Origin of the sequence: Candidatus Chloroploca mongolica (assembly GCF_004762035.2) — a bacterium.
GTDB lineage: Bacteria > Chloroflexota > Chloroflexia > Chloroflexales > Chloroflexaceae > Chloroploca > Chloroploca mongolica.
This window is the reverse complement of sequence record NZ_SIJK02000073.1, coordinates 1-22127: the sequence shown is the minus strand read 5'-3', so window position 1 is coordinate 22127 and position 22127 is coordinate 1. Positions and strand designations below refer to the sequence as shown.

The window sequence follows — 22127 nt, the reverse complement described above, 5'->3', positions numbered from 1 at the left end:
CCGGATGACCGTTGATGACCGCTGATGCCCTCGCTTGCGGCATCATAGCCCATCAACCAATCACATCAATCACGGTTAAGACAAAAAAGACCGGATGGCCTCTGATGCCCTCGCTTGCGGCATCATAGCCCATCAACTAATCACATCAATCACGGTTAAGACAAGAAAGAGGACTTTGAGCATGGTAGTTCTCTCGATACATATTCATGGTATCATGCTTCAGGAACGATCGCTTATCGCAACGTATCGTTTGACTTGATAAAACTTGTCTCGTGGGGTGAAGGAAGAGCAATGATGCGCGTACTGGTTGCCGATGACGATCCGCTCGTCTGCCATGCTGTGTGTGCGCTTGTTCGTGCCTTTGGTTATGAGGTTCTGATTGCCGAAGATGGCTTGCAGGCCTGGGAGGTGATCCAGCGCGAAAATATTGCGCTGTTGATTACCGATTGGCACATGCCTGGACTCGATGGCCCCAGCCTGATCCGTCGCATTCGTGCCGCCCGTCTGCCGCACTATATCTCGTGCCTCTTGTTGACGGTGCGTGACCAGCGTACCGACCGCATCCACGGTCTCGATGCCGGTGCCGACGATTACCTGGTCAAACCGGTTGACCCCGATGAATTGCGGGCGCGCCTCGCGGTTGCCTCCCGGATCTTCAACCTTGAACAAGATTTACGTGAAGCCAATACGCGCCTGCAAGAGCTGGCGAATGAGTTTCAGTATCAGGCTGATCATGATCCGCTGACCGGGCTCTTGAATCGTCAGGGCCTGGTGAGCCATGCTAATCTCGAACTGAATCGCTCTGCACGTACTGGTCAGATGCTGGCGATTGCCTTGCTTGATATTGATCATTTCAAGCAGGTGAACGATCGTTATGGTCATATCATTGGTGATCAGGCCCTGATCCATGTTACGTCACTTCTGCGCGGTGCCCTGCGTTCGTATGACCGCGTGGGGCGCTGGGGTGGTGAAGAGTTCCTGGTGCTGCTGCCTGGAACCAGTGTTGAAGCTTCGTGTTGTATCGCCGAGCGCATGCGTGAACAGATCGCAGCGCAACCACTGGTGTTGCCCAATCATCAACAGATTGGGCTCCAAATGAGCATTGGTGTTGCCAACACTTCTGCCGAGTTACCTGATCTCGATGCGCTGGTTGCCGCTGCCGACCATGCGCTCTATGCGGCGAAACATAGTGGCCGTAATCGGGTTGTTTGTTATGCCCATCTTAGCCCTACTTGATTGCCTCGACTGGTAGCTTATGGTACCTGCATCTCACTCTTCGTCCTCACAACCTGTGCGTGATGATCCGCTCGTTGCCTGGCGTCAGCGCACCATCAACCTGCTACTCAAGATCTTTGCCATTATCGGGCTTCCCGTCTTGCTCTTTGATGCCTTCCTGCATCTCCAGTTTGGACGCTGGCCGATGGCGGTGTGGAGCTTTTGTTTTGCGGTGCTCGTTGTGGTGCTGGCGCTTTTGCCTTGCCTTGATGATCGTGTGCGCAGCTTCCTCTTGCTCGGGAGTTTTTTGTTCGGGTGTCTTCTTGCGCTCGCGACGATGGGTTTCTATGGGATCAATGCTGCTCTGCTTGCCCTCAATGTGGTGCTCGCTGTCTTATTGCTCGGTTCACGCCCAGCGCTGGTGATAGGGATCCTGGGGAGTATCGGGGCTGCCCTCGTCTTTGCTGGGTTTGCCTTCGGCTTTTTGCCTTACCCCTATGTTGCGCTGAGTAACGTGACTGACCCTTGGGTGCTGACCAATAATGTGTTGTTGATCATTGCGCTTGCGGCTGGCCTGGGCTTGATGGTCCATTCGTTGCTCGTGACGCTGCAAACCAGTCTTCAGACGACCCGTGCGACGCTCGCCGAGTTAGAAGAGGTCAATGCCTCCCTTGATGCCAAGGTTGATCAGCGCACCGCCGAGGTGCGCCGTGCTCTCTCTCTTCTTGAGGCGACTCAGCATATCACCAGTGTCGGTGGGGTGGCCTATGACTCTCACGATGGCTTGATTACCTGGACTGATGAGTTGTACCGGATCCACGAGGTGCCCCTGGGTACGGTGATTGATCAAGCGTTGCTGCAGCAACTCTATCCCCCAGAAGCCTGGGCGACCCTCCGTCAGGCATGTGATCGGCTAGAGGCCACCGGTGAGCCGTATGATCTGGAACTTCCGAGCCTCACGCTGGCCGGGCGACCGATCTGGGTTCGTCTGCTCGGCAAGATCGAGGCCTCGTCTGGTGTGCCGCACTATGCTGGCGCTGTCCAGGATATTACCTCGTACAAGCAGGCCGAGCAGCGGATGTCCAGGCAGTTGCAGTATGCCGAAGCGCTGGCGCAGTGCTCGCGGATCTTGTTGATCGCGGTGGAGAACGAGGAGGCTTTGCAGCAGACCTTGAACGAGGCGCTGGGCATTGTGCGTGAAGCAGTAGGCGCGGATCGCATTTCACTTGCCCGGTACCCTCATTATTCGCTGGGTGAAGCAACCTTGAAGCGCGCCTTTCAGAATCTGGCTGGCAATGATCGGCCTGGTTTGCCGCCACCGCGCCCCTTTCCTGCCGAAGCGATTCGGGATTTGCCCCCCGCGTTGAATGTCTGGCAACAGGGCGGTGGCATGTACAATGGCCCGGTGATCGGTCAATTTCCTGAGCATCCCATCTATCAGCGTGCCTGTGAGTCGAGTGGCCTCAAATCACTCTGCATTCAGGCGGTGCAACTGCAAGAGCGCTGGTGGGGTCACATTATGCTCTTCGATTACCAGCGGCTCCGCTCATGGGATGCCGGTGCGCTGCAATTGCTGCGTACCGCTGCTGAGATGATGGTGACCTTTGTGGAGGGTTGGGAGGCTGCTCGGGCGCTTCAAGAACGTGAAGCGCTGTTGCGCGAGGTGGGCCAGATGGCCCGTGTTGGCGGCTGGACTATTGATTGCACGACCTGGCGTGTCCAGTGGTCGGAACAGGTCTATGCTATCCACGATCTGCCCGTGGGTGAACCTCCTCCTCTTGATGAGGCGATCAATTTCTATGCCCCCGAAGCTCGCCCGGTCTTGCAGGCGGCGATCAATGAAGGTCTGGAACATGGAACCCCCTGGGACCTGGAGTTGCCGTTCATCACGGCGCAGGGCCGCCGGATCTGGGTGCGTGCGCAGGGGCAACCGGTGATCCGCGAGGGGGTAGTGGTGCAACTCAGCGGTACGGTGCAGGAAATTACCGTACGCAAAGATGCTGAGTTCGCCCTCGCACGTGAGTTGCGGTATGCCGAAGCCCTCGAACAGTGCTCACGGATGTTGCTTGTCGCCAGTACGGATGTTGCTGACTGGCAGCCAGTCGTGCAACAAGCCATTGCACTTCTGCGTCAGGCGATTGGTTGTACCCGCTTGAGCATCAATCTCTTTCCGGTCGCCGATGAAACCTTTCGCATTGCCGAGCGCAAACTGGTCGCTCAGGATCAAGATGCACTACCCTATCAGGCTTGTCCGGTTGAGTTTGTCGATGTTCCTGCGGGACTCCTTGAGCAGTTGCAACGAGGCAAATCTATTACTGGCCTAATTGATGACCTCGTTCCCCCCGATTCTTCGCTCTACGCCTATTTCCATGCCAATCAGCGCCCGAATCTCTGCCTTGCCGGTGTTTTTATCAATGGTATCTGGCGTGGCTATCTGGTAGCGAGTGATTGTGATGCAACCAGGCTGTGGGATGAACCAACCACACGCCTGCTGCATACGGCGGTTGAGATGATCGCGGCGTTTCTCCAACAGTGGGAGATGTCGAGTGACCTGCGCATCCGTGAGGCTCAACTGCGCGCTGTGGGTGACAATTTGCCCAATGGGTTCATCTATCAATACCGTCATGATCAGGCGATGCAACCCTCCTATCGCTTCATCAGCGGTGGCGTGCAACAGGTGCTTGGCATTGCTCCTGAGGAGGTCTTTGTTGATCCGTCGGTACTGCATAATCTGATCAGCCCTGATGAACGTGAACGCGTCTTGGCAGCTCAGTTGCATTCGTTCAAAGCGATGAGCCTCTTTAACGAAGCGGTGCATTTCATCTTGCCCGATGGCACCGAGCGCTGGCTCTATGTTTCGTCGCGCCCTCGTCGCGAGGCCGATGGAAGTGTGGTCTGGGATGGCCTTTCGCTTGACATAACCGAACGCCAGCGCGCTGCCGCTGAACTTGCGCAGGCGCGTGATGCCGCCGAGGCGGCGACCCGCGCCAAAAGCGCGTTTCTTGCCCATATGAGTCACGAGCTTCGCACGCCCCTGAATGCGGTGCTTGGCATGACTGCCTTGCTGCGCGACAGTGAACTGACCGCTGAGCAGCGCCTCTTGACTGATACAATCAATACAGGTGGACAGGCTTTGCTCGCGGTGCTCAGCGATATCCTCGATCTCTCACGGATCGAATCGGGGCGTCTCGAACTTGCGTTGGCCCCGTTTGACCTCTATGCCTCGCTTGCCGCGACGGTCGATCTCGTGAAACACACAGCCCATGCGAAAGGCTTGGCCGTTGGCTATACCTATGCCCCCGATCTCCCCCGTGTGGTTGTCGGCGACGAAGCTCGCCTTCGCCAGGTGCTGCTGAATTTGCTCGGCAATGCGGTGAAATTTACCAATCAGGGCGAAGTGACGCTCACGGTTGATGCGTCCCCCCGCGCTCACGAGACGGTGCTGATAACCTTTGCGGTGCGCGATACGGGCATTGGTATGACTGCTGCGCAGTCGGAACATATCTTTGAACCGTTTGTGCAGGTCGATAACAATGCCTCGCGTCGGTATGGAGGAACTGGCCTCGGCCTGGCGATTACGCGGCAGTTGCTTGATTTGATGCACGCTACGGTTGAGGTTGCGAGTAGCCCCGGAGTTGGAACCACCTTTACGGTGCGTGCGCCCTTTGCGCTCGCCACCGAAGATCGCTTACCACAACCAGTAGCGTTTCACGCCCAGTTTGATCATCCCTTGCAGATCCTGATTGCCGAAGATAATCCGATCAATCAGCAGGTGATTGATCGCGTTGTGCGTCGGATGGGCCATCAGGTGACCCTGGTCAACAATGGTCAACGAGCACTCGAAGCCGTCAAGCAGCATCCGTATGATGTCATCCTGATGGATATGCAGATGCCTGAACTCGACGGCGAAACAGCGACTCGTATGATTCGTGAGCTTGGCACTACGATCAACCAGCCTCGCATTATTGCGCTTACCGCCCATGCGCTTGATGGCGACCGGCAGCGCGCTTTGCAGGCAGGGATGGATGACTACCTCTGCAAGCCAGTGCACGTGAGCGATCTCAAGCGCGTGCTTGGTGAGGCCCCCCTCGGCAATCAGCCTGAACCTGAAGCCTTCCCCCTCCGCCATCAGCCGCTAGAGGCAATCTTTGATTGGAAGATCCTTGATCAATTGCAGGCGGCCCTTGGTTCGGATGGCCCCGAAGCCATTGCAACCATGATTGATCTCTTTGAAGAGAGCATCCCGTCCCAGATCGCCGCCCTCGAAACAGCCGCCCTCGAACACGATCTCGCTCGGCTTCACGCGGAAGCCCATCGTTTACGTGGTGGCAGTCGCCAGATGGGTGCGCAGGCAATGAGTTCCCTTTGCCAGCAAATTGAGGATGTGCCCTCTGATAAAGATGTGCCGACCTTGATTGCCCAACTACGTACTTGTTATGCGCAGACGCGCTCAGTGCTGCGCCAGCGCTATAAAAATAATCCCTCCTAATGCCTATGCTATCTATTCTTGCGTTTGCGTCTTCATTTTGCTGTGCTGCAGGTCTAAGTTATGGCTTGCTGTCACGCCAGAATTACGATCTCACGTTTTCGTATATCAGTCGTGGTGCCGTCTTGGGCCTGTTGACCCATCTTGTCATCGCGCTTGGCTATGGGCTAGTTGCCTATCTCCTTCCCTTGGTGGAAAAAGACTCCTGGTTTGGGGTAATCATGCTTTGGCATGCGGTGATCGGCATCTTGTTTGGCGTGGTCGGTGGGATCGTTGGTGGCATTATCGCAAGTTCCTATCGTTCGCTTTAGGCGCAATACCTTGCAAAGAAGGCGGCTATTTTGACGCAAAGGCGCAAAGGCGCAAAGGTTTTTGCGTAGGTGAGCTTCACCCTTCGCGTCTTCGCGTGAGCTTATTTGCAAAGTGTTCGCTTTAGGCGACGCTCGATGTAGTACAATAGCCTGTGCTGCATTGTGTCATGGCGTTTCGTTGTGGCATCGTGGCATAAGGAACATGGCGACGAACGAAAGGAGAACCGTATGTCGCCGCTGATCGCAGATGAGCTCAGCATTGATGAAACTATGCTCACCGTTGATGGGTTGCGGCTCCGTGTGCTGATGGCTGGTGAAGGCCCGCCTGTGCTCTTGTTGCACGGCTTTGCTGTCAATGCGGATGATTGGCGTCCAACGATTGCGCGTCTGGTTAAGGCAGGTTACCAGGCGATTGCCCCCGACTTGCTCGGCTTTGGGCGCTCTGATAAACCGGGTGGCGACGCCTATAGTCTGCACCATTATGCCGATCTGCATATCGGTTTGCTCGATGCCCTTGGGCTTGATCAGGTTGCGCTGGTGGGCCATTCGATGGGGGGCAAACTGGCGCTCGCCACGACGATCCTCCATCCGACGCGGATCACGCGCTTGCTCATTGCCGATAGCGAGGGCTTTATGCAGATCCCTCTCTTTATGCGCAAAGGTGGTACGTTGCCCTGGCTCGGTGAAGCCATTCTGTCGCTGACCTCGCGACCGGGGCTTATTCGCATGCAACTTAATGCTGCTTTTGCCAACCCGCAACAGTATGTAACCCCTGAATTGATCGAACGGGGACGGCAAACGCTCAGCGACCCGGGTGTGCGCCAGACGATGCTCGCCCTGAGTCGCAGCTATGCCTCCACTGACCTCAAAGCGAGTGGCCTCTGGCCGCGACTCGCTGAGATCAAACAGCCAACTCTGATTATCTGGGGGGCCGACGATCGTATGTTTCCTGCGAAATATGCCCAGATCGCCCACCAGGCCATCCCCGGTGCCCAGTTGGTCGTCATCCCCAACTGTGGCCACTTCCCCATGATCGAAGCCGAAGCAACGTTCCACGGCCTCCTCCTCGGTTTTCTTGCTGGTGCTGAACGATGAATGGGTGCCTCAGGGTGCCCTACAGATGTGGCGGCAGGGCGGGTGAAGCCCGCCCTCTGCCGCTCCCGCCCCATACTCTTTAGCCGGTACTTTCGTACCAACAATACCCCCTAGCAAAATACAGATAATTCGTGTATACTGTACCCAGCTTACAAAACATTCATCTCCGCGTTATCACGAATAAGCTGACTACAGTCCTCCAGGTTCTTGCTCCTCCCCTGCTTGCAGGAGCCTGCTTTCCCTTAGAGTAGCAAAAATCGAAGCGTGAAATGAGGGTTTCTCCCGGTGCCCCTGTGGTCACTGGTGATCACACGTTTGAGGAGGCATGGCAATGGTTGATCCAATTGTTCAGGAATTACTTGAGCAGGCAATTGACTCGCCTGTGAAACTCCATCTTTTTATCATGTTTTACGAAAATCCCCGTATGGAAGCAACAGCACGCGCTATTGCCGACCGTGTCTGTCGCGACATGTGGAGTGTTTCGCAAGCGTTGAGCGAGATGGCGCACGACGGAATTATGTTGATTTCCGCAGTCTCGAATGGCGAACCGGTCTATCGTTACGAACCAGCACAAGAACGGCTTGATTCGATCGAGCGCCTTGTCTCACGCTACGATGACCCGATGGAACGTGATCTGCTCCACCATTCGATTCGTGACCTTGCTGCCTATGCGATCTTCCGTCATACCAATGTCTGGGAGACACAGGTCGCCTGATTTGCGGTAATAATCCGCGAATGTTCATTCCCTCTGGCCCTTATGCCAGAGGGTTTTTTTGTGCGCTCCCTCGGGCCTGCAAGGATGGGTTTGCTCTTCTTAACACCGCTCTAACAGAAAAACCTTGACAATGATCCTATCAAGTTTGTACAATAGGTGTGGATGTCAGACCAAAGGAAAAGGCAAACAATGAAAGATTACTATCAAGTCCTCGGCTTGAATCGCAGCGCCTCCGAGCAAGAGATCAAACAGGCGTATCGTAAATTGGCCCGTACCTATCACCCCGATATCAACCCTGGGGATAAACAGGCCGAGACGCGTTTCAAAGAAATAAATGAAGCGTATGAGGTGCTCTCGGATGCCGAAAAGCGTGAGAAATATGATCGCTTTGGCAGCGACTGGCGCCGCTACGAGCAGGCAGGTGGCCCTGCGCCTGATTTTAGCGGTACCGATTTTGCCGATATTTTCGAGACGCTGTTTGGTGGTGGATCAGGGCGACGTGCCGGCAACTCGGGCTTCAATGTTCGTATGAATGGTCATGATATTGATCAGGAAGTCGAATTGACCCTCGAAGAGGCTTTCAGTGGTACGCAACGTAGTGTGCAGTTCTCGAATGCCAACGGAACCCCGCGCACGGTGACGGTTAAAATTCCTGTTGGGGTGGATACCGGCAATCGCGTGCGTGTCCCCGGTGAAGGTGCCCCGGGTTTGAATGGTGGCAATCGTGGCGACCTCTATATGGTCGTCAAGGTGCAGCCGCATCCTCGCTACGAGCGTCGCGGTGATGATCTTCATATCACAGTGAAAGCCGATCTTTATACGTTGATGCTTGGCGGTCAGGTGACCGTCCCGACGCTCGCTGGCAAGACGCTTAACCTGACTATTCCCGAGCAGACCCAGAATGGGCGTGTCTTTCGCCTCGGTGGGCAGGGTATGCCAACGATGCGCTCTGAGCGCCGCGGCAATCTCTATGTCACGGTCACCGCCGAGTTACCGGCTAGTTTGACGCCTCAAGAACGCGAACTCGTCTTGCAATTGCGCCAGCTTCGGGAGGTAGCTGCATCATGAGCAGTGAGTTGAGGTGTGTGCAACCAACCTATACCATTCGGGTCGCTGCCGAATTGACCGGTTTGCACGAGCAGAGTTTGCGGATGTACGAGCGTCGTGGCCTGATCAGCCCGGCTCGTAGCAAGGGCAATATTCGCCTCTTCAGCGATCGCGATATTGAACAAATTCGTTTTATCAAGCGCCTTGTTGATGACCTCGGCGTCAATCTGGCCGGGGTCGAAGTCATTATTCAGTTGCGCCGTCAACTGCTCGATGCTCACCACGAGGTGCTGACCCTCCGCGAAGAACTCAGTAGGTGTGAGTAAGTTCCTTTTTTATGCTACACTACGTATCTGAACAGCTCTGTGACATTGGGTGTTAGCAGCCAAGCTGCCAACACCCAATGTCACATTCCACCTGCGGTGCGAGCACCAACGCCGATCGCGTAAGTCCTGTAAGACGAGGCAACCTATGCATACCCCACTCCGCGATTTCCTGGAAATTCCGTATGATGAACTCGAGGAACTGAACCTTGAGGTGAAGCGCAAGCGTATGGCGCGGATGCCCTTTGATGAGCTTCGCGAAGAGCGTATTCGCTATCTGACTGATGAGAAACGGATCAAGGCAGTGACTGTCTGTTTTGCCGATCTCGAAGGTCGCTTGCATATGCTCGACTACGATAAGAAGTTTCTCCTCTCCTCTTCCGATAATCTTACCTTCGATGGCTCGTCGATTCGTGGCTTCTCACGGCAGGCCGAGAGTGACCTGCGCCTTGCCGTCGACTGGCCCGCTTTTTACTGGCTCCCTGCTGATGTCTTTGGACCAGGCAAGGTGCTCGTCTTTGGTGATGTGTTAGAACCCAATGGGACGCCCTATAGTGCTGATATGCGTGCTCGCCTCAAGGCTTTTACGGGCGATCTCTATGCCCGTGAGGGGTTGATCGGCAATGTTGCCAATGAGATCGAGGGGTTTCTCTTCAAGGGGCGCAATGCCGAGCAGCGCTTCCGCGAGACGGATCGCTTTGAGTTCGTTAGCCCTGGTGGCTATTATCATACGCTGCCCAATGATCCGTTACGTCTCTTTATTGATAGTGCCGCCGAGGTGCAGCGGGCGATGGGCTTTGATAATGAAAAAGACCATCCTGAGGTGGCCCCTTCTCAGTTCGAGATGAACTATTCGTATGCCGAGGCCACGATTGCCGCTGATCAGGTGCTCTTGTACAAGCTCATCTGCCGCCAACTTGCCGATCGCCTCGATATGACGGCAAGTTTTCTGCCCAAGCCAGTCACTGGCGTGAATGGCAGTGGCATGCATACCAACCTTTCTGTGAGCCAGGCTGATACCAACCTTTTTTATGACGCCGATGGGCGCCACGACCTCTCTACCTTCGGCTGGCGGTTTGTCGAGCACATCCTCGAAGCGGCTCAGGATCTCTGTCTGATCTTGAACCCCAGTGTCAATGCCTATCGTCGCCTTGATCCTCACTACGAGGCCCCAAATCAGGTCAAGACCTCAGCGATTGACCGGAGCTCGATGATCCGTATTCCGATCTGTAATCCTCGCTCGGCTCGGATCGAAGTTCGCTCAATGTCTCCCGATGCCAATCCGTATATGGCGATCTATGCGTTGCTCCGTACCGGCTTGTATGGCACGAATCGTGCCTCGACCCCCTTCACCAACGAGTTTTTGCCAGCCAATATCTATGACGCCCTCGAGCGGTTCCGGGCGAGCACGTATATGTCTGACCTGCTGGGCGAAGCGGCCAAAGCCCGCTACCTCGAGGAAAAGCTGGCCTCGGCTGAGCGCTGCCCGCGTCTGCTTGGCAACGTGATCAAACGCGCCGAGGTGCAGTTTCACCACGAAGTAACCAACCAGCAACTCTGGAGTCTCTTTTAAGCCTTGCTTTCGCTCTTGCTATAGTGCGATGCTTGTTGCCACGGCCAGCGGTGCTCGATTTCAACCACGATCGACCAGCTCAGGAAGGTCCGAATCAGGACCAAGATGCCGAGCACCGCGACATTGGACAGGGTTGGTTTAAGCACAACGGTCAGAACGATGTCGGCTGCGACCAATAGTTCGAGGCCCAATAGCAGGCCACGCCCAAGTTGGACTTTGTAGGCTTCGTAGATCGCGAGTCGTGACTCTCCTTTGATGAAACCACGCAGAAAGATCGCAGTGCTCACGATGGTGCTGATCAGGATAATCGTGACGGCCAATAACTCGATCCCTAGTGCGACAAACTCGGTCCATTCGAGCAGGAGTAGTTTCAAACTGCCACTGGCTTGTGCTTCCATCTACCTCCCCCACGATCACGGCAAAAGCTTACGGCACGATCACGCGTACAGCCCCCGGCAAGACTTTTGCGGTAAACGGGGTCTCGCCCCAGACTTCGCCGTCGCCAATGAGCGTTTCGCTTGGCTCGGTCGTCACCGTTACTTCGCGGGCCTGCCAGTGACGTACCATTTTGTTGCGCTCGGCTGCTTCATCTGCCGAGACGTTGTGGCGCAAGAGCGAGAGGTAGTTCAGGTTTTGCACGATGACCAGATCAAGCAAGCCGTCGCTGATGCTGATCCGCGAGAGCAAGGGCAATCCGGCGATGCCGATGTTGCCCGAGTTGGCTACCATGCAGGTATATCCCTCGGTTTCGACTTCTTCGCCGTCAATCACCAGTTTGTAGCGTACCAGTTCCAAATCCTGTTTGATGGCCGTCAGCGCATACGCGAGCTTGCCGAGCCGCTCTTTTGACTCACGCGTTGTCTCTTTGACATAACGCGCCTCGTAACCGGTTGCGACGCGCAACGCGAAACGATGCTCGCCAACCTCGCCCATGTCAATGTCGCGGACAGGAATCTCGTCACGGGTCAAGAGTGCAGCCGCCGTTTCGATATTGTTTTCGATCCCGAGTTCGATCGACATCACGTTGCCCGTGCCCCCAGGGATGATCGCCAGCGGTACGCCGGTGCCCGTCAGACCACTGGCCGCCTCCATGACGGCACCGTCGCCTCCGTAAATCATCACGACATCGTAGCCATCAAGCGCTGCATGGGCGGCCATCCGTTGCGCATCACCGCTGCGTTGGGTCAGGGCGATATCCCAGGTGAAAGGCGCCTCCTTCAAGATCCGGTTGAGGGGGCGTAGGATCGGGCGTTCGACGCCTGACGCCGGGTTGATGATCACCTTGACTCGTTTCAGCGCGGTGCCATCAAGGGTTGTCACCGAGGTTTGCACCGATTCACTCAGGTTGCTCAACAGTTCGTCGGGCAGGTTGGTCTGAAGAAAGGTCGCCCCAACGAGAAATGGTTGTAACTGGCTGAGCAGTTCTTCCGCATTGGCGGCTTTCCCAACCACAAACAGCGCCGACATTCCGGGTTCGATCGCATCGTTGAACTGGCGTATCCGTCGCGCCAGTTGTTTGCGTGACATAAACCGGTTGGCGAGCAACCCGCCGGCGGCCATGCCGACAATTGGCAGCGAAGCGAGTGCGCCTACCAGCAACCCCAGGCCAACCCCGGTTGCCGTCGAACCAATCTGGGGCAGGGTTTCATCGAGGCCGTGCATTCGCCGAAGCGTTCCGTCTTCATCGCGCACGAGCACGACAACCTCATCAAGCTCGACAAGCTTGTCTTTCTCGAACTGTCGCAACGAGTCCAGTACCCGTCCGGCTTGATGTTTATCCTGAAAAGCAATCGCGGTGAGATGGCTCATCTAAGGCTTCCTTCCTTACAGATCCGTGCCGTTGGAGAAACCGCCCACAGCAGTTCCCCCAACGGCACAAAAACTACCACTCAGCCGCCAATTCAGCCGCCACCGTATCCGCAGCCTCAAGCGCCTCATCCAGGGCCGCTTCGGTAATCAACTCGGCTGCCACCAGTGTCTCGATGGCCTCGGGGGCGTCAGATTCTTCGAGCAGGCCGGCCACAACCAGCGCACGCACTGCCTCGGCGGCAATGGCAGTGCGGAAGGCTTCCACGCCCACCATTGTTGCGGTAGCCTGATTGATCGCTGCTTGCTCCAACTCCTCAGCCGCCGCCACCGTACTCAGTGCATCAAGCATCGCAGCCCCGCGGAGCGCTTCGGCACGCTCGATGCTCACTTCGGCCTCGACAATGGCGTGCATCTCGCGCCCGACGGTCAGCAGCGCATCACGCGTAAGGAAACCCTGGGCAACCAGATAGCCATCAGCTCCCTTGATCGCCGCACTCAGGCCCATCGCCCACGTATGCTCAACCATGAGCCACGCCGCCGCTTTGCCCGGCGGGATGGTCGCTGCCGCCTCACGGATCTCGGCGATCCCCATCCCTTGGCCTGGGGCCTCACCAACGATATCCGCAAGCAGTTCACTTGCCAGTGCCTGTTCTTCTTCACTCAAATCAAGCCCGAGCATGCGCCCGAGCAGTGCGCCAAAATCAGCCTCTTCGTAGACGAGCATATCGCTCATCTGGAGGCTATGGACCGATCCATCATGTTCTTTCAAGATAAAAAGCAGATCAATGATCCGGATGAGACCATGCCCGCGCAGGTGATCGATCTCTTCCTGGATCTGGCCCTTGAAATTGTCAATGCTCTCAAATTCGAAGGCGAGCACCTGAATTGGTCCAATCTTCATACGTGTGACTCCTCTTTCTGTTTCAGGGCTACCTTCCACCATGGGCCATCATATCAATCACAATCGTCACGGCGAGGATCAGCACATCATTTTGCGATGGCTCAATGGCGACGCCATAGGTGTCACGTACGCGAAACCATTTCTTCGAGACCTCGGCAACGCGCCGTCCCTCCTCACCAATCGTATATTCGTGATGGAGCACATTGCCGCGCACTTCAAGATCCGGCGCATTGCCGATTTTGACCGTCCAGCGGTCGCGGATCGGCGTGATCAACGCTTTCCGGACAGTTGCCATCACTTCGCCGGTGGGGCTTTCGATCTGCATTGTGTCGCGCACGCGCAGCATACGCTCTTGAATTCGGCACTGATCATTGCCCTGGGCATCCTGTAGCACAAGGGTCTTGCGAATGCGCAGGACTTTGCCATCAACCTTGAAGGCCCGTCGGCCAGACTCATCTTCGATCCAGAAATCGTCACCAATCGCCAGCATCCGCTGACGCACTCGATACCGCGTCGCCGTTCCCCGGCGCCCGAAGGTCGCCCGCTCTTCGCGCCGCTCTTCGCGCCGATCCTGCCGTCGGCCTCGTACCATATCGCAACTCCTTCTATGCGACTTCGACCAGCGCAAAGCGCTAGTTGTCCTTGCTACAAACAATATATATTCAGCAGCAGGGTACGTATCTATGCTGAGGGCTAGTTTTTGCGGTTGGAGGGTTCAACGTTAACCGTACGAGCACACGTGCGCGGGCCTGCAGGCCCGCGCACGTGTGCTCGCTACTCAAGCCCCCACTCGCGCAATTCCTCCAGCCAACGGTGACTCGTCAGATCCATATGGGCCGGGGTGATGCTGACATACCCTGCGGCAATTGCGGCAATATCGGTTCCTTCTTCGTGGTAATCCTCGGGTTCGGCCCCCCCGATCCAATAGTAGGGTTTGCCCCGCGGATCGTGGCGTACCACCAGTTCGTCACGATAGAGCCGCCGCCCCAGGCGGGCGATCCGCATCCCATAGACCTCTTCGGGCGGGCGAGCCGGGGCGTTCAGGTTGAGCAAAACGCCCGCCGGCAAGTGATGCTTGGTGGCGAGCCCCACCAGGCGAATGACCGCTTGCTGGGCCGCCCGAAAGTCCCAGTCGCCCTCTTTGGGCCGCACCTGCGAGACGGCAATGCCAGGGATCCCAAACATAATGCCTTCCATCGCCGCCGCCACCGTGCCCGAATAGAGCAGGTCGGTGCCAAGGTTGGCCCCCAGATTGATCCCCGAGACGATCAGATCTGGTTTGCGCGGCAAGAGGCCCATCACGCCGAGTGCAACGCAATCAGCAGGGGTTCCATCGCAGAGCAGCGCCGCGCTGCCGTCAGCGAGTGTGCCCTCCCAGGCCCTGAGTGGATCAAACAACTTTCGATAATGTCCTGCGGCACTCCAGTTCCGATCCGGTGCCACCACGACGGTCTCGCCAACTTCGTTCAAGGCGGTTCGCAACGCAACCAGGCCTTCGCTCTGATAGCCGTCGTCATTCGTCAAAAGAATATACATCTTATTGTTAGGGGATATCAATATCGCTGAGGCGTACCGTTTTGCGCCCCTGGAACTTGATCGTCTTCTGGCCTTCACTCGAGAGTTGCCCGCTCTGTTCGAGATTGGCAATCTCTTTCTGCATCGTCTCGGCCAGTTCCAGTTCGCCCTGGCTCAACAGGCGGGTCACTGCACTCTTGAGTTTCTGGGTCCCACCCTGCACATCGCCCTGGGCAATGTCTTGCAGGGCACGGGTTTGCAGTTTGAAGGCACTCACTTTTTCAACGATATTCATGACGCCGGGATTCACCTGGTTGAGTTGCGCCTGATCGGCAGTAAAGGTGAGCAGCAGATCAACCCGCGCCTTCTCACCAAGCAAACCGAGCACTGGCACATCATAGGTTACTTCAACCTGCCCAACGCGATAAGACCCCACGGCGCGTGGATCAACGAGCAATTCGATCAGCAACGTACGCCCCTGCCCTGTCTCGAGCTCGCCAAGGGGCACACTGACATCGCGTTCCGAAATCGGCTGATACCCAAGGTTGTTGATCATCGGGAGCACTTGCCAGACTGCTCGCGGGGTCACACCCTGTACCAGGCGCAGATTCATCACGCTATTCTGCACGGCACTATTCTGGGCCTGTTGCACCGTATTCTGAAAATAGGTGGTAATTTGATCAGGATGGGTAATCTGATCGGCGGTGCCGCCAGAACGATTGCCAATTTCGATCAACAGATCCTCATTCCAATCCTTGCCCACCCCGAGCGCCGTAATCGGCACGCCCATGCGTCCGGCATCTTCCGCTCGCCGCAGACAATCGGCTTCGTGCTCGGTCTGACCATCGGTGAGCAACACCATCCGCCGGATCGCCCCGCTCCGGTCTTTCTCGATCTCACGTAGCCCGCGCTCGAGCGCCGGCGCAATGCGCGTGCCCCCTGCATCGCGGATCCGGCTAATGCGATCTTTGATTGACCGTGAATCCTGGACGGGGCTCGCAGGAATAAGTACCTCGGTGCGATGATCAAATGTGACCACTGACACAAGATCCTGACGATCAAGCCGATCAATCGCCATTGACGTCGCCTGGCGCACCCGCTCGATCTTCTCACCTTTCATCGAACCACTGCGGTCAAGCACGAAGCTCACATTGACGGGTACGCGCACGCGGGCGAGCACCTGTGTTGGTTGCACCTCAATCAACGCATAGGCAACCTGTGCGGTTGTGGTAGCGGCAAGAAAAGGACGCGCAAGTGTTGCACGCACATGGACTTCACCAGACATATATCTTCCTCCTGGTGGCGCCACATGATCTGCAAGCGCCAGCATCTGTGACCTTTAATACAGGTGTTTGAAGTCTACAGTATAGCATGGTCGTTGTGCCGATGCCTGTTTCGGGCCAGTGTGACCAGGGCTGATGCAAAGTCCCAGTAGGGTTCGATAGCGTCCGCAGATTACGCAGATGCGGAAGCCCTAATCTGCGTAATCTGCGTCATCTGCGGACGATCAGGAGGTCTTTGCATCAGCCCTGCCAGTGTGACGACCGATCATGCGCGCTAGCCTTAATCTTTGATCTGCGCCAGTTGTGCCCGGCGAAAGGCGATCACAACCTGGTTGACCTGATAACGATCCTGCGCCTGAGTAAAGATTACTCCGTCGTACCCATTACGATCGAGCCACCATTCGGCGGCCAGGGCCGGTTCGAGGTTGAGCCCAAGACTTGTGGCTTCCCGTGTGATCGTACGCAATTGAGCTTTCCATTGCCGCCATTCACACCGGAACGGATTCATGATGCGCACGCGATACCGTGTTGCTGTGATCCCTGGCAAGAGACGCGCCCACCAGGGGCTTTCGCCTTCACGTCCTTCACGTAGCCCGATCAGCGTGATGCCCCGCCCGACCGGCGTATGCTCTTGCACTAGCGTTTCGCGCATCAGCCGGTAGGCCCCGAGTGCCTGTGATCCTTCCACCCAGAGCGTCGCCTCACTGGCGACAAGCAGCGCTGGTTCTTCTTGATAATCCGAGACCCGTGGGACGCGGGGTGGGGCCATCAACTGAATCTGTGGAATAGGGCGGTCAGTGACGGGTTGTCCATACTCGTCTTGCCAGGCGGCTTTGAGCACCTGCATTGGCCCGTCGCGGTGAAGGCCAAAGCGAAATCCGCGCCGATTGCGGCCATCATGCGTACGCGAACGTGCGGCCACCTCGGTGATCAGGCGCAAGCCCCGGCCGCATCCTTCCGCAGGAAACCACGGTACCTCGGCACGGAAGTGAAAGACCATTGCCCGCCCTTTCGGCTCACTTCCGGCTGCCTGCCACCCCCGCCCAACGAGCCCGCTCCAGCCATCACGCACCGGGCGGAGGGGCGGGTAGATCGCGACCACATCCATTGCACCGGGTGGTTCATCGAGTACCCAGAGCCCCGGCGGAACCGCCCCTGACATCGGGAGCTTGACGGTTCCTCCAATGACCTGTTGTTCGACCCCGGCATTGGCGAGGCGCACCGTTGGAACCCCGCTTGCGGGCGTTGGGTCAGGTGGCGGTGGCGGAGGGGCACCTGCAATAGCTTTGCCACACGCGATACAGAAACGGACCTCACCAGGGGGGAGTTCGGTACCACAGTTTGGGCAAAATTTCGCACGAAGGGGTAAGGGTGTGTCAGTCGTCATCTGGTTCCCGGGAGAGTGGCAGTTGAAAGCCTTGCAGACAGCTTGCCGGCGACCATGCCTTGCATTATACGATACTTTTCGGCCAAAGGGCCTCTGAATCTTACGACGTTCAGAACCATGCAATCCCCCTACGGCCTAGGGCGATTGCATCACACGAAACCGGATACAAACATACGCTCTATTTGGCAGCATGTGCATGCAACCAGCGTCGCAAACGGTGCCCCCGGCAACAACGGGGCACCCGCAAGGGGTGCCCGTACACCGGCCCCTGGCCCCCGGCCCCTGGCCCCTGGCCCCCGGCCCCTGGCCCCCGGCCCCCTGGCCCCCCGGCTTTTGGGGGTAGGTTTTTTATTCACGGGCCGAGGGAGCGACATGACGTTCGTTTTTTTCGCACGAAGGTGGCGGTGTCGTTGGCCAAGGTTCGGGGCACAAGCGTCGCGGCATGGGGATGGGTTGCTGGTTCAGTGCCCGCACCAAGGGGGGCCAACGCCAGCCATGTCATTCCGAACGGAGTGAGGAATCTTCCCTGCGGCGCATGGAAGACCCCTCGCTCCGCTCGGGGTGACAGGGCGGGCGCAGCGGAGTGACACGGCGAGCGCAGCGGAGTGACACGGCGAGCGCAGCGGAGTGACACGGCGAGCGCAGCGGGAGGCAATGCCAGCCATGTCATTCCGAACGCCGTGAGGAATCTTCACTGCGGCCCATGGAAGACCCCTCGCTGCGCTCGGGGTGACAGGGCGGGCGCAGCGGGGTGACAGGGCGAGCGCAGCGGGGTGCCAACGCCAGCCATGTCATTCCGAACGGAGTGAGGAAGCTTCGCTGATGCGCATGGAAGACCCCTCGCTCCGCTCGGGGTGACATGGCTGGCGCAGCGGGGTGACATGGCTGGCGCAGCGGGGTGACATGGCTGGCGCAGCGGGGTGGTTCCATGCCCGCACCAGGAGGACGCTCCACCCCAGACGAACGAGCCGGAGGCAGCGGGGGCGTCCGGTCGGCGGGCTTCCCACCAGGGCGTGCAGATCCAGACGATCGCCGCGGTCGGTGGCCTCGTCGCCTGCGGCTGGCACTGCTCCACGATCGGTGTTGGTGCCTATCAGCGGCGCAGCACTGGTCATGACTCGCACGTCATATGAAAAACCTACCCTCAAGAGGGCCCCTGGCCCCCGGCCCTGTAGGGGCCCCCCTTGCGGGTGCCCTGGTGGGGTGCATACACGGAAGATGCAATCGCCCTGCCCTACGGCCCCCCCGGTTCGTACCTCACCAGTTGCGTGGTACTGACGGTAAAGCCTTCGGGCGTCGTCACCTGGAGGCGCAGGGTATAGTCACCTGCTGGCAAGCCCGCAGTATTCCAGACCCCCAGCAGACCATCAAAGACGGGCAGGTTGTTCTGGCCGAGCAGTTGCCATTGGGCTGGTGCTGTGCCGGGGCCGACCTCAAGGCTAAAAGGTCCTCGCGCAATGCCACTGAGAAAGACCTGCGTGTTCGTGATGAGCCCACTCGCTCCTGGTGGATAGAGCAGCGCCACGGCTTCGGTCGGGCTTGTTGGCGGTGGACAAACCGTTGTTGGTGGCTGGGGCATATTCCGCGCAGCCCATTCACGGAATTCAGGTGGGTAGACGGGGAATTGCACGTCGCGTACTTCGGCTGGCGGGGTATACGAAGCCGCCAGGCAACTGCCATCGCCCCCGACCCGCACCGTTTGATAGAGCACATCTACCTCGGTAGGTGCAGTTCCTGCCACAAAGAGTTCGTTGATTGTTCGTGGGCAACCCGCTCCGGATCGCCCGCCAGTATCGGCGCAGATCGGGATCTCTTCCAGCCCCTCGGGGCGGGCAAAGGGCGTCGCAGGTCGCCCTTGATGGTAACGGAGCATCAACTCACGCCAGATCTGGCCTGCGCCGTTGGCCCCGGCGACCTCTTGCATCGGCGATGAATCGTTATTGCCAACCCACACCCCTACCGTCACATCGGTCGTATATCCGACGGCCCACGAATCGCGAAAATCGTTGGAGGTGCCGGTCTTGACCGCCGCACTAAGCTCGGGCAATTCCATCACATTATTGGCCCCAAACATATAACGGCGGGCCTGGTTGTCACTGAGGATGCTCGTCAGTAGATACGCAACCTGTTCACCCTGCGGCCCAAACGCTGGTCGCCCGCGGGCGGGTTGCCAGCGTTCAAGCACCTCGCCACGGCTATTGGTCACCTTGAGCACCGTCACCGGATTGAGCCAGCGCCCCCCATTGCCAAGCGCATGGTACGCCCCGGTCAATTCCAGCAAGCGTACCTCATTGCTGCCCAGGGCCATGGCGAGGCCAAAGCGTCCCGGGTCGGCAAAACTTGTCACCCCCAGCCGACTCATCTGCTCGACAAACGCCTCAATGCCGACGTATTCAAGCGCTTTGACCGCAGGAATATTGAGCGAATTGGCAAGCGCCATGCGCAGGCGCATTGGTCCGTGGAAGCGCCGATCATAATTCTGTGGCTCGTAGACCACCCCTTCGGCCGAGACCCAGCGACTCGGCGTGTCCCAGATCACCGTTGCCGGCGTCCAGCCGCGCTGTAACGCGGTCGCATAGACAAAGGGTTTGAGGGCTGATCCGGGTTGCCGAAGCGCCGTTGCCACATTGACTTGCCCGTCGGGGGCGTTGTAATCAATGCTGCCGACCATCGCGAGCACACGGCCATCGGGGGCCAGCATCACCACCGCGGCATTGGACGCATTGCGCTCACGGAGGCGGTCGATCTGCTCGCGGGCGATCCGTTCAGCCTCGGTTTGCCAGGCGAGATCAATGCTCGTAATCACCTGCAAGCCCGCCCGATAGAGCAACTCGGGGCCATAGTGACGCTCGAGTTGGTCGCGCACATAAAAGGCAAAATGAGGCGCGACGAGATCGGTCAGGGGTGGATTGAGCGTAATTGGTTCGGCATAGATCGTCTGCGCCTCGGCCTCGGTCAGCATGCCGTGCTGTACCATCAAATTCAGGGTAATGCGTTGACGGGCGCGGGCGAGCTCGAAATTGGTGAAGGGATTATAGGTCGTGGGCGACTGAGGCAACCCGGCAATCAGCGTGGCCTCACCAGGGGTCAACGCACTGACGTGTTTGGAAAAATAGGCCTGGGCTGCTGCCTCGACGCCATAAGCCTGGGCACCGTAATAGACCTCATTGAGATAGAGGTTCAAAATCTGGTCTTTGCTATAGGTCTGCGCCACACGATACGCCAGGATCGCCTCACGTAACTTGCGCTCGTAGCTCTGCTCAGCGCGTTCCTCTGGATCGAGCAACAGATTGCGCACGAGCTGCATGGTGATCGTTGACGCCCCACTGACAATTTCGCCGCTCTGATAATTTTGCAGCGCAGCGCGGATAATTCCGCGTAAATCAACGCCTGGGTTGATATAAAAATCGGCATCTTCAACGGCAATCGTTGCCTCTTTGAGCATCGGGGGAATCTGGTCAAAGGCGACCTGGGTACGACGCCCGCCCTGGGGATCAACGAGTTCAAAGAGCAGGGTGGTGCCATCGCTGGCATAGATACGGGTTGTTTCAAAACTTCGATACTCGCTGATGCGGCGGGGATCGGGCAGGTCACGGGCGTAGCGATAGTAGAGCCAGGTACCAGCGGCGGCAACCACGAGCATGGCAAGCAGGCTGAGTTGGACAAAAGCGAGGCTCAGGCGCCAGAAGAAGGCCAGGATCGGATGGCGCCCACGCCCACGCCCGCCCCGGCGCTGGCGGCGGGACGGGCGTAGAAAGCGAGGCGGTGGTGGGTAGGATGGGCGACCGCCCATAGCCATCGAAGGGCTTCTCTCCTTTCTTATGAGAGACGAACGGTCTCATTCGTGCGGGTTGACTGCTCCAGTTGCTCGGCAGGCAGCATCGGCTGCGCTGGCTGCACGTTCATTGGCTGGGCCGTCGGGGTTACTGGTGTGCGGCGGCGGCTCAAGCGACCGACGGTGGCAAATAGGCGAGCCTCGGCCTGTGCCTCACGACCACGGAGCAACAGGCTCGCCCCGGCGAGCAACAACACACCTGGCAAGGTGAAGACATTGAAGCCCAACAAGGCTGCCAGACCAACGCCCCAGAGCATGCCCTGCACGGCTTCACCGGTACGCCCGAGGGCCTTCTGGCGGCGATAGATTGCAACGCCACCCACCGCAAGCAATGCCGGCGGGATCAGCGCCCATAGATTAAAAATCGCCACCACCCCAAGTACGATCAAGATCAGGCCAGCGTTTCGGGCCTGGTTCTGATTGATATTCATCGTCATATCCTTTGCGCTTATTATGGGGGTTGGCACCCGTTGTGCCGCCCATCTTTGCATTCTGATGGTTATACGTCTGCCGCTAGCGTAAAGTTGCAGGAATCTTGCCATCATGCGTGTGCTGGCGCAAACGGCCAGCTTCGCTGCGTTGCTTACCTCACTGGAACAGGAAAAGTACGTGCGCGTGATGTTATTGACCTT

At 57.7% G+C, this 22127-nt stretch carries 18 protein-coding genes; 8 read left to right on the top strand and 10 right to left on the bottom strand.

The window, feature by feature from the left end:
• Positions 1 to 291: 291 nt before the first annotated feature.
• From EYB53_RS22630 to EYB53_RS22595, 8 genes are all read left to right on the top strand, one after another.
• Entirely contained in the window at positions 292 to 1236 is a 945-nt protein-coding gene (locus EYB53_RS22630) for a GGDEF domain-containing response regulator (RefSeq protein ID WP_135481376.1), read from the top strand.
• Positions 1237 to 1255: 19 nt separating this feature from the next.
• The gene (locus tag EYB53_RS22625; RefSeq protein ID WP_135481374.1) at positions 1256 to 5704 is read left to right on the top strand and encodes a hybrid sensor histidine kinase/response regulator; all 4449 of its coding nucleotides are present in this window, start codon (positions 1256 to 1258) and stop codon (positions 5702 to 5704) included.
• Positions 5704 to 6012, top strand: coding sequence for a hypothetical protein (locus EYB53_RS22620; protein ID WP_135481372.1), 309 nt, complete (start codon positions 5704 to 5706; stop codon positions 6010 to 6012). The genes EYB53_RS22625 and EYB53_RS22620 overlap by 1 nt, the downstream gene beginning before the upstream one ends.
• A gap of 228 nt (positions 6013 to 6240) precedes the next feature.
• Positions 6241 to 7107 (top strand): alpha/beta fold hydrolase, encoded by an 867-nt coding sequence (locus tag EYB53_RS22615; RefSeq protein WP_135481370.1) that lies wholly within the window; start codon positions 6241 to 6243, stop codon positions 7105 to 7107.
• A 331-nt stretch (positions 7108 to 7438) separates the two neighbouring features.
• Positions 7439 to 7822 carry a hypothetical protein gene (locus tag EYB53_RS22610; protein WP_135481368.1) on the top strand — a complete coding sequence of 128 codons (384 nt, stop codon included), beginning with the start codon at positions 7439 to 7441 and terminating at the stop codon, positions 7820 to 7822.
• Between the two features lie 189 nt (positions 7823 to 8011).
• Positions 8012 to 8890: a DnaJ C-terminal domain-containing protein gene (locus EYB53_RS22605; protein ID WP_135481365.1), complete on the top strand. Its 879-nt coding sequence runs from the start codon at positions 8012 to 8014 to the stop codon at positions 8888 to 8890.
• Positions 8887 to 9195, top strand: coding sequence for a MerR family transcriptional regulator (locus tag EYB53_RS22600; protein ID WP_135481363.1), 309 nt, complete (start codon positions 8887 to 8889; stop codon positions 9193 to 9195). Before EYB53_RS22605 ends, EYB53_RS22600 begins: the two co-directional genes overlap by 4 nt.
• A 145-nt stretch (positions 9196 to 9340) precedes the next feature.
• Entirely contained in the window at positions 9341 to 10765 is a 1425-nt protein-coding gene (locus EYB53_RS22595; protein WP_135481361.1) for a glutamine synthetase family protein, read from the top strand.
• On the opposite strand, the gene EYB53_RS22590 is transcribed toward EYB53_RS22595, so the two are convergent.
• The 10 genes from EYB53_RS22590 to EYB53_RS22545 all read right to left on the bottom strand — a co-directional run bounded on the left by EYB53_RS22590 (position 10762) and on the right by EYB53_RS22545 (position 21926).
• Positions 10762 to 11163, bottom strand: a complete 402-nt coding sequence (locus tag EYB53_RS22590; RefSeq protein ID WP_135481359.1) for a DUF1622 domain-containing protein — start codon at positions 11161 to 11163, stop codon at positions 10762 to 10764. The two genes, EYB53_RS22595 and EYB53_RS22590, sit on opposite strands and share 4 nt — an antisense overlap.
• Positions 11164 to 11191: 28 nt before the next feature.
• The gene (locus EYB53_RS22585) at positions 11192 to 12574 is read right to left on the bottom strand and encodes a YegS/Rv2252/BmrU family lipid kinase (RefSeq protein ID WP_135481356.1); all 1383 of its coding nucleotides are present in this window, start codon (positions 12572 to 12574) and stop codon (positions 11192 to 11194) included.
• A gap of 73 nt (positions 12575 to 12647) precedes the next feature.
• Positions 12648 to 13475: a hypothetical protein gene (locus EYB53_RS22580; protein WP_135481354.1), complete on the bottom strand. Its 828-nt coding sequence runs from the start codon at positions 13473 to 13475 to the stop codon at positions 12648 to 12650.
• Between the two features lie 28 nt (positions 13476 to 13503).
• A complete protein-coding gene (locus tag EYB53_RS22575; RefSeq protein WP_135481352.1) occupies positions 13504 to 14067 on the bottom strand; it encodes an LURP-one-related/scramblase family protein in 564 nt (187 codons plus the stop codon).
• A gap of 182 nt (positions 14068 to 14249) precedes the next feature.
• A complete protein-coding gene (surE, locus tag EYB53_RS22570; RefSeq protein WP_135481350.1) occupies positions 14250 to 15011 on the bottom strand; it encodes a 5'/3'-nucleotidase SurE in 762 nt (253 codons plus the stop codon).
• Positions 15012 to 15018: 7 nt separating this feature from the next.
• Positions 15019 to 16275: a vWA domain-containing protein gene (locus EYB53_RS22565; RefSeq protein ID WP_135481348.1), complete on the bottom strand. Its 1257-nt coding sequence runs from the start codon at positions 16273 to 16275 to the stop codon at positions 15019 to 15021.
• A gap of 278 nt (positions 16276 to 16553) precedes the next feature.
• Positions 16554 to 17660, bottom strand: a complete 1107-nt coding sequence (locus EYB53_RS22560; protein ID WP_135481346.1) for a zinc ribbon domain-containing protein — start codon at positions 17658 to 17660, stop codon at positions 16554 to 16556.
• Positions 17661 to 18451: 791 nt separating this feature from the next.
• Complete coding sequence (locus EYB53_RS22555) at positions 18452 to 18775, bottom strand: hypothetical protein (protein ID WP_135481344.1); 324 nt, start codon at positions 18773 to 18775, stop codon at positions 18452 to 18454.
• A gap of 119 nt (positions 18776 to 18894) precedes the next feature.
• On the bottom strand, positions 18895 to 21459 hold the full coding sequence (locus EYB53_RS22550; RefSeq protein WP_254151198.1) for a transglycosylase domain-containing protein: 2565 nt from the start codon (positions 21457 to 21459) through the stop codon (positions 18895 to 18897).
• 20 nt (positions 21460 to 21479) lie between these two features.
• Complete coding sequence (locus EYB53_RS22545) at positions 21480 to 21926, bottom strand: hypothetical protein (RefSeq protein ID WP_135481342.1); 447 nt, start codon at positions 21924 to 21926, stop codon at positions 21480 to 21482.
• Positions 21927 to 22127 lie beyond the last annotated feature (201 nt).